Here is an 11,229-nt window from a genome sequence, read left to right as displayed (position 1 = left end):
GAATTTGGGCCTACTTTTCAGCGAGAAACTCGCGATTTATCCGTCACGATGCGAACCCCAGGGCACGATTTTGAACTGGCTTTGGGCTTTCTGTATACCGAAGGAATTATCCGAAATGCCGATGATATTATTAACATCCGATATTGTCCGAGCGGCCAGTCAGCGGATGAAGCTGAAAATGTGGTGAGAGTATCTCTGTCGTCCGATTTGCCAGTAGATTGGCAGAAGCTACAGCGGCACTTCTACACAACTTCTAGTTGCGGAATTTGCGGAAAAACATCTATTGAGGCGATTCAAGCAGTTTGCCCTACGTTGACTATTTCTGATTTATCGGTAAGCCAGGAAGTTATTCATCAAGCTCCAGCCAAGCTTCGGGAGGCACAATTGATTTTCGAGTATACCGGAGGCCTACATGCGGCGGGTTTGTTCTCTCAAGCCGGGGAACTACTACTATGGCGGGAAGATATAGGTCGGCACAATGCCCTGGATAAACTTATTGGCGCTGCATTAAGTCAGTCAGAAATAACTCTCACTTCAGCGTTCATCCTGTTAAGCGGACGAATTAGTTTTGAGCTGGTACAGAAAACATTAATAGCCGGAGTGCCACTGTTAGCTGCCGTTGGTGCGCCTTCAGGACTGGCGGTTCAACTAGCTCAGCAGTATAATCTGGGGTTAATAGGGTTTGTCCGAAACCAGCGATTCAATATTTATCACGGGCACCAGCGTTTGTTACTTGCTCAACCAACTGCTTAAACCAAATTAAAATGTCTGATAAATCAAAAAGTAGTGCTAAGCAATCCAGCAAAGTTCAGCCGGAAGAACCTTCTTCTGAAATTGAATTAAGCCAGCGAAAAAAGGTGGCAGCGGGTTTTCCTGCGGTAGCCAGTTCCGCTAAGCACGTGTACGGTGAGGTTGGAATAATAGAAGGAACGAAGCTAATGGCGAAGATTAATCAGTTCGATGGGTTCGACTGCCCCGGCTGCGCTTGGCCTGATCCTGATGATCATCGGTCAGTAGTAGAGTTCTGTGAAAATGGGGCGAAAGCAGTAGCCGAAGAGGCAACAGCTGCCCGAGCTGATGCGGCTTTTTTCCGGAAGCACGCAGTAGCGGAGCTGCTCCAACAAACAGACTACGAGTTGGGAAAGAGCGGACGTATCACCGAACCCATGGTACTACGGCCGAATGGGACCCACTATCAGCCGATTAGTTGGGTGGAAGCATTTCAATTAATTGGCAGGCAGCTTAAAAGTTTGGCCGACCCCAATGAAGCGATTTTCTATACATCGGGCCGAACCAGTAATGAGGCCGCGTTTCTATACCAGCTATTCGTTCGTCAGTACGGGACTAATAATTTACCGGACTGTTCTAATATGTGCCACGAGTCTAGTGGCGTAGGACTAACAGAAACTTTGGGGATTGGCAAAGGATCAGTTACCCTAGATGATTTTTACCAAGCCAAGGTGATTATTATTATGGGGCAAAATCCGGGCACTAATCACCCCCGGATGTTATCTGCGTTGCAAAAAGCGAAGAAAAACGGTGCAAAAATTGTCTCAGTAAATCCGCTGCCCGAGGCGGGATTACTATCCTTCAAAAATCCTCAGAAACCACTGGAGATGCTAGGAACGGGTACGTCGCTTACGGATATTTTCTTGCCTGTCCGTATTAATGCCGATGTAGCTTTGCTAAAAGCAATTATGAAAATGCTTTTAGCTAAAGAAGCAGAGAGACCCGGCACCGTGTTAGATCAAGATTTTATTCAAACTAAAACGGAGGGTTTTGCAGAGGTAAAACAAGATTTGCTACAGTACGACTTAGATGAATTGATTCAACAAACCGGAGTTGAGCAAGAAGTAATTGAAGAAGTCGCGAGCCTCCTGGCAAAAGAGAGTAAGATTATCGTTTGCTGGGCAATGGGGCTTACTCAGCATAAAAACGGAGTCGACAATGTGCGAGAGATTGTTAATCTACTTCTGATGAAAGGAAGTATCGGCAAACCGGGCGCGGGCACCTGTCCAGTACGCGGACACAGCAATGTGCAGGGCGATCGTACGGTGGGTATTTGGGAGAAACTTAAACCGGAATTAGCCCGAAAACTGGAGGAGCACTTCCAGTTCACTCCTCCCAAAGAAGAAGGGTACAATACCATGTCCGCTATTGAAGCGATGGCCAGTGGAAAAGCCAAATTTTTTATGGGTTTGGGCGGTAACTTTGTCTCAGCCTCTCCCGATACTGAATATACCGCTCAAGGATTGCAGCAGTGCGACATGACCGTACAAGTTTCTACCAAGCTCAATCGTAGCCATCTGACCCACGGAAAAACAGCCCTCATCTTACCGTGCCTCGGCCGTACCGAATTAGATGTGCAAGAAAGCGGCACTCAGTTTTTAACAGTAGAAAATTCTACTGGGGTGGTTCACAAGACCCAAGGAGGAAAACAACCAGCTTCCCGTCATCTGTTAAGTGAACCTAAAATTGTAGCTGAGATTGCTAAGGCGACGCTGGGCTCAGCTACTACTGTTGACTGGAACGGGATGGTAGCGAACTACGACACCATTCGGAATGCGATTGAAAAAACAGTAGATGGCTTTGATAACTATAATAAGCGCGTGCGAAACCCAGGCGGATTCTATCTGCCCAATGGAGCCCGCGAAGGAAACTTCACTACGGATAGCGGGAAAGCTCACTTTACCATTAATCAGCCCGCCAACCACCCACTGGCAGAAGACGAATTTCTAATGATGACGATCCGTAGTCACGATCAGTATAATACTACAATTTACGGTTTACACGACCGCTACCGAGGTATCTACCACGAACGGCGCGTAGTACTGATGAATGCTAGTGATATGCAGAAAATGAAGTTGTCGCAGGAAGAAGTGGTGGATTTAGTAAGCGAATACGATGGAGAGAAGCGAGTGGTTCGCAACTTTCGGGTAGTTTCTTACCCAATTCCGCCTCAGTGTGTAGCCACTTATTTTCCGGAAGCAAATGGATTAGTACCCCATACCCGTTCAGCACACGGTAGTGAGCAGCCAATTTCAAAGTCCGTTGTCATCAAGATTAAACCGAAGTGTTAAAATTGGTTAAAAAGCGGTTATAACCCACATTGCTATACACCGAAGAAATAGATTTAGCGTTACGCAGTAAGCATGCAACCACCATACTACTGCGGTCTACTTTGTTTAATTCTTCTAAACTCTTCGGCCTACGCTCAACTAGTAGTGCGGGGACAGATTACGTCTAGCCAAGGAGAAGAGCTGCCATTTGTACATATCGTCAATTCCAGTAAGCGAAAAGTAGCTGTTTCTGACATCAACGGCTTCTTTTCTATTAATGCTATTTCCGGCGATACCCTACAATTCTCTTTGGTTGGCTACCAGCCTGATCGTCTGGTTGTGAATGATGAGCATTTCTTGCAACAGATGGTGATACTAATAGAAGACTCCATTCTACTGCCCGGAATTACCGTTTTCGCTCGCTTAATCGAACCCATTATTACCGCTCCGGAAAGAAAGCCGATGACTGTGAAAGCCGTACGAGGCAAGGAAGATATCGTACCTAAGAAGACTATTCGTTTTGAACCAGGTGTAGAAGGCGGGTTACCTCTAGGGCAAGCAGGCGGAACCTTTACCGGAGTGCTAACTCATTTGTACGAACGCTACTCTAAAGACGGAAAAGAGCGGCGTAAATATGCGGAGCTGAAACAGCAGACAAAGGTGGAAGCCACGTTCTACGCGCTTATCTACGACGAAAAGACCGTAGAAAAACTAATGCAGCAGTTTCAGTTATCGCACGATGACTACGAATGGCTCATTGCTCTCTTCAACGAGCAGTACCCCGATGCCAAGAAAATGCAAAGTAAAGATGAAATTATTGGGCTACTGTATTATTTTTTTAGTCAGAACAAGAAATAGGTAGATTGCCAAGAGGGCGACACTTTCCGTCTGAATTTTCTCTAAATTTACTATCTTTCACGTATCGTATCATAACGCTGCTTATGCTTACCATTATGCGCCTTATCTTTTTAATCGGATGGTTGTTACTGCTGGGCTGTCAGCAAGATGATGCTGGTGTTCTTACATTGGAACAACAGCTAACCGGAGAGTGGCAATTAGATGCTCTACAGGCAACCATACAAGTAGATGGTGAAGACTATAAAGTTTTCTTTGCGCAGCTTGCCGATTCTTTAGGGCTGGCTCCAGAAGAAATAGCCATTGGACTACTGCTACTAGAAAGCCAAGTTGCCCAACAAGTATTAGAGCGTGAACTTACGCTGAATCTTCAGTCAGGTAATTTATTTAAACTTCATCAAATAGACTCAGAGCCTTTACTGGGCGGCTGGCAACTTAGCGAAGATGAACAGCAACTAATACTGGTCTCTGAGGAAGAAGAAATACTCACCTTTTCTATCGTATCGGTAAATGAAAATGAAATGATATTGCAGATAGGAGAGGATTCCGACTTTTTACTAGATATCCCTCAAGTTACTCAGCAATTAGATATTCGCTTAGAAATGAACTGGATAACAGATAAGATAGAGAAGTGAAGAGTAGGTAAATAAGTAATTTCATTTAAACCGAATGAGTTTCAGGTTGGGGGGCTTGCCAATCATCATTTGCCGGAACAACTTGCGGTTTCCAGGGTTGATAAGGTTTACTGTTAACCAAAAACAATAGATATACGATGGAACTTCAAGATAAAGTAGTGATAGTGACGGGTGCTTCTAGTGGCATTGGAGAAGCGACTGCTGAAAAGCTGGCCGCGCACGGTGCCAAAGTAGTGCTTACCGCCCGCCGGGAAGATCGGCTTAAAGAACTTAAGCAAAAGATAGAAAACGCTGGAGGCAAAGCCTTGGTGGTAACCGCCGATGTAACCAAAAAGGAGGATTGGAAGCAGGTAGTGCAACAAACGCAAGAGGCGTTCGGAGATGTGGACGTACTAATTAACAACGCCGGATTGATGCCTTTGTCTTTCGCGAAGAAACTAAAGACCGACGAGTGGGAGAAAATGGTCGATGTAAATATTAAGGGGGTACTCAACGGCGTAGCGGCGGTGCTTCCCAAGATGATGGACAACAAACGCGGACATATCGTCAATATCTCGTCAGTTGCCGGGCGAAAGCTCTTTCCGGGAGGGGCGGTCTACTGCGCTACTAAATTTGCCGTGCGGGCCTTTTCCGAAGGGCTGCGGAATGAGTTATCCCCTGAGTTTAATATTCGCATCACTGCTATTGAGCCGGGTGCCGTTGCTACTGAGCTTACCGATACCATTACCGACGAAGATATTATAGAAAAGGTAATGAAGCCGATGCTCGACATCGAGACATTGCAGTCCGAAGATATCGCCGAGAGTATCCTTTACGCACTCCAGCAACCGAAGCACGTGAATGTGCAGGAGATACTGGTGATGCCAACCGAGCAGGGGTAGTTGAGTCCTACTATTTAACAACAAGTTGAAGTAGAATACGCTGCTCAAATAGAAATAAATTATAGAGTTACAAAGTGGAAGGGAGACAACTGTCTCCTTTTTCATTGTTGCTTGTTTAACAGTAAAACATTCGCTTAAAAATGAACTGAGTCATGGATAAGTTGAAAGAGCGATAGGCCAGTTGAAGAGCAATCTTGTTCCAATTGACTTGAGCTAATTGAGGGATTTTGCGATAAGTATTAATAATTTGTCGGCTACAAAACACCGAAGCAACTGTTTGATACCTACCTATCATTAGTAGGATGAGGTTCTACTCTATTGCTAAATATTCCACCGGATCGCCGGGGATTACTACACGAAAATGATGAGGCAGCCTTGCGAGGTTGGCGCAAGTTACTAGACGAAACTTATTCTCAGAACTTAGCGGCTAGAGCCAAGGTTAAGGCGAACAGTTACCGAGGAGAAAGTAGTGAGTTCGCCCCTTCCCAGGTTACCGATGATGATTTTGAAACCTACTGGGCTACCGATAACGCGATTACTACCGGAAATATAGAAATTGACTTAGGCAAAGAGCAGACCATTCAGTACGTAGTATTACAAGAATATATTCCACTTGGGTAACGGGTAAGTAAGTTCTCAGTAGATGCTTGGCAAAATAACGAATGGCAACCCATCGCGGAAGCAACTACCACTGGCTACAAACGAGTTCTTCCCACCAATTCAGTTAAAGCAAGCAAAATCCGGGTGAATATAGAAGAAGCTCAGGCTTGCCCGGTGATTTCAACGGTAGCAGTGTTTTAGTGTTGAAGTATTATGGTGTTAGGGTATTGAAGCGTTCAAGCGGTTGCAGCCCAATGTTCAAACTACAAACATGAACACTCAAACACCTTAACACTTTGCACCGTAACATTAAATCACTTCATGCTTCGCAATATAATCAGGGTCAATTGTCACGCCGAGGCCGGGAGCCGTGGGAACGGTTACCACACCTTCTCGACTATCCAGGCTGGAAGTAGGCGATTCCAGAGGTAACTCATTATTAAAGCCTTTGAACTCGTGGTAAGGGCCAGCATTGGGAACTGCCGAAACAAAGTGCATCATATATAAATAGCCTAAGCCAGAACCGGATATGTGGGGAATGCAGGGTTTATTCTTAGCATCCGCCATACGGGCAACCTTCATGGAGCGGATCATTCCTCCGAAGTAGAAAATATCAGGCTGTACAATGTCCAGCGCATCTTCTTTAATCAGCCAGCGAAAGTTTCGCATACTAGGCTCTTGCTCGCCTCCGGCTACTGGAATTTTCACGGCATCGGTTACTTGCTTCGTTTCTTCGTACCAGTCAAACGGAACCGGCTCTTCGTAAAAGTCGTAGGCGTACTCTTCCATCATTCGGCCAACCCGAATGGCTTCTTGCGCATCATAAGAACCATTGGAGTCGGCGTAGATCGTCATATCGTCGCCAAAGGTTTTTCGTACCAGCGGAATTAGTTTCTCGGTACGGTCGGCAGGGTAGTCTGCATTTTTGCTCATCCGTCCGCCTACTTTAAACTTTAGTGCTTTCGCTTGCGAATCTTCTACCTGCTGCTTAATCAGCTCAATAGATTCGTCGGCTGATTTGCCCCTAAAGTTGTTCGCTTGGTACACCGCAATCTTTGGGTGATAAATTTCTCCAATAAGCTCACCAATCGGTTTTTGAGCAATCTTTCCCAGCATATCCAGCACGGCAAACTCTATGGTCGCCAGCGGAACCCACAGTGCTAGGTTTTGCAATTTGTAATTGCTTTTGTAAACGTACACTTCTTCCAGTAACTGCTCCCATTCCCGAGCATCTTTGCCGAGAAAAAAAGGCTGTAGTCTCACCGAAAAAATAGGATAGAGGCTGACCATCTGCATGTTGTTCCCTACCGAAATGCCCTCGGCTCCATCGGTAGAGGTAACCCGGCAGATGAAGTTGTCTTTATAACGAAGAAGCTCCAGGCGATCAATAATTACTGGGGTAGGAAAAAGCTCTTTCTTCAGTACAGGTTTAGCTAAAATATCATCTAAAAGGTGGTCTTCTTGCTCTTTAAATGGTTGTTGCACCAGTGGAACTGATGTAAAAGCCAACGAAGTCGCGACTGTTGTTTTAATAAAATGGCGACGAGTAGGTTGCATAACTCTTTTCATAGTTTATTTGAATATCCAATATAGAAAACAAACTAACTGAAACAGAAACTGCCGATAATATTTTATGTAGCTGGAATTAGCGGGTAGCCAGTTAAACCCTTCCGATTCTGAATAAAATAGGTTATCATTAAAGAGAATACAGCAGTCTACCAAAAACTACTCAATGTACGTACTAGAATCTACGATCCGGTTGGTCATCACTATTTTACTGCTGGTCGGATGCCAATTAAGTCAGATAATGGCGCAAGCTCCCGAAGTAAATAGTAGACCAGTGCAATTTGAGCAACAAGCTATTGCAATGGAAAGCTACGAAGCGGTAGGTGCCTTTGATGTAGACGGTGACGACACCCTGGATTTAGTTTCGGGAGCTTTTTGGTACGAAGGGCCAGAATTTAAAAATCGTCATTTTATTACCACGGTAGCTCGCTGGGGCGGGGGAGAATACTACAACGACTTCGCCAGTATTCCGATGGATGTGAACAGAGATGGCCGTCTAGATTTTATCACCGGAAGTTGGGGCGACCAGACTATGCTTTGGCGAGAGAACCCGGGCAACAACGAAATGTGGAAAGAGCATCTTATTGATTCTACTGGTCCGGTAGAATGCGCTCAGGCCTGGGATATTGATGGCGACGGGCAGCCAGAAATTGTACCGAATAACCCTAACAATGAACTTAAATTTTACCGGCTCGAGAACGGCGAGTTTGTCCGCTATAGAGTTGGCCCGGAGCAAGGTCACGGATTAGGTTTTGGTGACATTAACGGCGACGGCCGAGGTGACCTAATTAGTAACGAACAGTGGTACGAAGCTCCCGCAGACCCGCTTGCCGGTGAGTGGAAGATGCACCGCGAACTGTCGCTAGGTTCGGCTAGTGTTCCGGTTTTGATTGTGGATGTAAATGAAGATGGTAAAAATGATTTGATCGTCGGGCAGGGGCATGACTACGGTTTGGTGTGGTACGAGCAAAACCTGGATAGCAAAGGCCAACGAAGTTGGGCTGTTCACCCCATTGATCCCTACAATGCCCAATTTCACACCATGGCTTGGGAGGATGTTACCGGCGATGGTCGCCCCGAACTAATTACCGGCAAGCGCTTTCGCGCCCATAATGGTCGTGACCCGGGATCAAATGAACCATTAGGATTGTACTACTTTCAGTGGAACGGAGACTCTTTTACTAAGCACACCATCAGCTACGGCCCGTTAGGAGTGGGGAAGGGAGCCGGGTTATTTCTCACGGTGACTGACCTGAATGGTAACGGAAAAAACGACATTGCGGTAGCCGGTAAAGACGGATTGAGCGTATTTTACAATAAAGGTTACCAAACCAAAAAACATCTATGAAAATCACATCTGTCATTTTAATTGTACTGGGGTTTAATATATTTATTTCTTGTACGTCTAATTCTAGTTCGAAAGAAGAAAATGAAGCGACAAGAAATCCATCACTGTTTGATAAGTCAAATCTGGTGGCTTGGTGTGTGGTGCCGTTCGATAGTAAGGAGCGCAGTCCGGAAGAGCGAGCGGAAATGCTGAAAAAGCTAGGTATTTCTGAGTTGGCTTACGACTGGCGTCAGCAACATTTACCCACCTTTGAAGCTGAACTTGAAGCGCTCAAAAAACACAACATCAATCTTCGGGCTGTGTGGTTTTGGATTGATCAGGATTCAGTAGGTTATCTGGGTGAAGATAATGAAGCTCTGTGGGACAAGATAGTAGCGAATGACGTACAAACCGAATGTTGGTTTTCGTTCTCGCCCCAACTTTATGAGAATGTAGCGGATGAAGAAAAGTATCAGCGGGCTACTCGCTTTATCGCCGACTTTCGCGAGCGGGCCAAACAGCAGGGCTGTACGCTGGGCATGTACAACCACGGTGATTGGTTTGGTAATCCGATCAATCAGCTAGCAATTATTGATTCGTTAGGCGATGATCACTTAGGCATGGTCTATAATTTCCATCACGCTCACCACGAGATGGATGAGTTTCCTGCGCTACTAGAAAAGATGCAGGATCATTTGTTATGCATTAACCTCAACGGAATGGTAGAAGGCGGTGAAACAATCTTAACACTAGGTGATGGCGACCGAGAGCTAGAAATGATGCAAGCGATTCAGAATAGTGATTACCAAGGCCCCATCGGAATTATTGGTCATCAAGATCGAGATGTAAAGGAAGTTTTAGTGCAGAACCTACAAGGGCTCAATCTGCTAAAAGCTGAACTCAAATAAACTGAAGAAGACTCTGACTTACCTATTTATATAAGCTTTATTTTTTAGTAACTTAAGGATTGGGAAGTTGTCCTGAAGTACTTAAAATCCTAACCACTAATTTTTATGAAAGAGCAAGACTCGAACGATCGACGAAAATTTTTACAAACATTAGCCGGACTTACCACCGGCATAATGGTACCGCTGTCCTGTCAATCGAAAGCTAATGAAACCGGCAAAGCCACTACGCAACTAGCTAGCTTTGAATCGCCTACGGTGTTAGCTCCGCAGCGAGATCGGTTAGGAGAACTATTACCGCAGCGCAAACTCGGCAAAACCGGCGAAACAGTAACGATGCTCGGATTAGGGGGAGCCCACATTGCTCGCATGAGTGAGTCTGAAGCCCACAAAACAATTGAAACTGCGTTGGAAGGTGGTGTTCGCTTCTTCGATAATGCAGAGCAGTACGGTAATGGGCTGGCTGAAGAGCGCTACGGTATGTTTCTTAGTCCCGAATACCGCGATGTAGCGTATATTATGACCAAAACCCGGGCGACCAACGCCAAGGTAGCCCAACAGCATCTGGAAGATTCACTGCGCCGGATGAAAACTGATTACATTGATTTATGGCAGATTCACTCGGTTACCAGTCCGAATGATGTAGATAAGCGACTGGAGAACGGAGTACTGGAGTTTGTACAAAAAGCGCAAGCCGAAGGAAAAATTCGCCACTACGGCTTTACTGGTCACCGCGATTATAACGCCCACCAACGGATGCTAGAACAAGCGGCAGATGTGATGCAAACCTGCCAAATGCCGATCAATGTATTTGACCCTAATTATAAGAGCTTTATCAATAATGTACTGCCTAAGCTAGTGGAAAATAATATCGCTCCCTTAGCGATGAAAACCTTAGCCAACGGCGGCTTTTTCGGCGGCACTACCCACTTCAAATCCGGGGATAAGCCTCGTATTGTGCCTAGTGCTTTAAGTGTGGAAGAAGCCCTTCACTTCGTTTGGTCGTTACCCGTTAGTGTGCTTATCACCGGTCCCGATCATGCCGAGATGCTACAGGAGAAGATTGATTTGGCCAAATCATTCACTACCTACAGTGAGACCGATCGTCAAACACTAGTAAAGCGTGTCGCTGATTTTGACGGAGGCACGGTTGAATACTACAAAGCCTAACTAGCGATGAACCATTTACAAACGACTGTAAACGTTTTCAATCATTTAAAATATCCAGAAACGGCTTTAAAAGAATTTATATATATAGTGATAAATAAAACCAATTTTATGCTACTTAATCTTAGAAACCAAGAAAATACTGTAAACATATTGGATATAGCCGCACCTACAGCGGCTATACGCTAGTTGATAGGCAATTCAATCATTTTCGGGGATCATTTTTCCTAATTT

At 45.3% G+C, this 11,229-nt stretch carries 10 protein-coding genes; 9 read left to right on the top strand and 1 reads right to left on the bottom strand.

All coding sequences use genetic code 11. The annotated features are described in order from the left end of the window. The 6 genes from fdhD to WBA23_RS03125 form a co-directional block, all read left to right on the top strand. Nucleotides 1-753, top strand: a 753-nt coding sequence (gene fdhD / locus WBA23_RS03150) for a formate dehydrogenase accessory sulfurtransferase FdhD (RefSeq protein ID WP_424580796.1), incomplete at its 5' end; no start/stop codon positions are given. An 11-nt stretch (nucleotides 754-764) separates the two neighbouring features. Continuing rightward, nucleotides 765-3,080, top strand: coding sequence for an FdhF/YdeP family oxidoreductase (locus WBA23_RS03145; protein WP_424580794.1), 2,316 nt, complete (start codon nucleotides 765-767; stop codon nucleotides 3,078-3,080). 72 nt (nucleotides 3,081-3,152) lie between these two features. Continuing rightward, nucleotides 3,153-3,917: a carboxypeptidase-like regulatory domain-containing protein gene (locus tag WBA23_RS03140; protein ID WP_424580793.1), complete on the top strand. Its 765-nt coding sequence runs from the start codon at nucleotides 3,153-3,155 to the stop codon at nucleotides 3,915-3,917. 95 nt (nucleotides 3,918-4,012) lie between these two features. Further along, complete coding sequence (locus WBA23_RS03135; protein ID WP_424580792.1) at nucleotides 4,013-4,549, top strand: hypothetical protein; 537 nt, start codon at nucleotides 4,013-4,015, stop codon at nucleotides 4,547-4,549. 137 nt (nucleotides 4,550-4,686) lie between these two features. Beyond that, nucleotides 4,687-5,430, top strand: a complete 744-nt coding sequence (locus WBA23_RS03130) for an SDR family oxidoreductase (RefSeq protein WP_424580791.1) — start codon at nucleotides 4,687-4,689, stop codon at nucleotides 5,428-5,430. A 318-nt stretch (nucleotides 5,431-5,748) separates the two neighbouring features. Then, a complete protein-coding gene (locus WBA23_RS03125) occupies nucleotides 5,749-6,051 on the top strand; it encodes a discoidin domain-containing protein (protein WP_424580790.1) in 303 nt (100 codons plus the stop codon). A gap of 288 nt (nucleotides 6,052-6,339) precedes the next feature. Here the strand turns inward: WBA23_RS03125 and WBA23_RS03120 are convergent, their stop codons facing one another. Beyond that, a complete protein-coding gene (locus tag WBA23_RS03120; RefSeq protein WP_424580789.1) occupies nucleotides 6,340-7,599 on the bottom strand; it encodes a mandelate racemase/muconate lactonizing enzyme family protein in 1,260 nt (419 codons plus the stop codon). 163 nt (nucleotides 7,600-7,762) lie between these two features. On the opposite strand from WBA23_RS03120, the gene WBA23_RS03115 reads away from it, so the two are divergent. The 3 genes from WBA23_RS03115 (at nucleotide 7,763) to WBA23_RS03105 (ending at nucleotide 10,998) form a co-directional block, all read left to right on the top strand. Further along, nucleotides 7,763-8,944, top strand: a complete 1,182-nt coding sequence (locus tag WBA23_RS03115; RefSeq protein ID WP_424580788.1) for an FG-GAP repeat domain-containing protein — start codon at nucleotides 7,763-7,765, stop codon at nucleotides 8,942-8,944. Next, nucleotides 8,941-9,831, top strand: coding sequence for a sugar phosphate isomerase/epimerase family protein (locus WBA23_RS03110; protein WP_424580787.1), 891 nt, complete (start codon nucleotides 8,941-8,943; stop codon nucleotides 9,829-9,831). The genes WBA23_RS03115 and WBA23_RS03110 overlap by 4 nt, the downstream gene beginning before the upstream one ends. Nucleotides 9,832-9,936: 105 nt before the next feature. Continuing rightward, nucleotides 9,937-10,998 carry an aldo/keto reductase gene (locus WBA23_RS03105; RefSeq protein ID WP_424580786.1) on the top strand — a complete coding sequence of 354 codons (1,062 nt, stop codon included), beginning with the start codon at nucleotides 9,937-9,939 and terminating at the stop codon, nucleotides 10,996-10,998. Nucleotides 10,999-11,229: the final 231 nt, after the last annotated feature.

Origin of the sequence: Tunicatimonas sp. (assembly GCF_049647865.1) — a bacterium.
Classification (GTDB): domain Bacteria; phylum Bacteroidota; class Bacteroidia; order Cytophagales; family Cyclobacteriaceae; genus Tunicatimonas.
The sequence above is the reverse complement of the archived record's forward strand: the minus strand, read 5'-3'. Positions and strand labels throughout refer to the sequence as shown.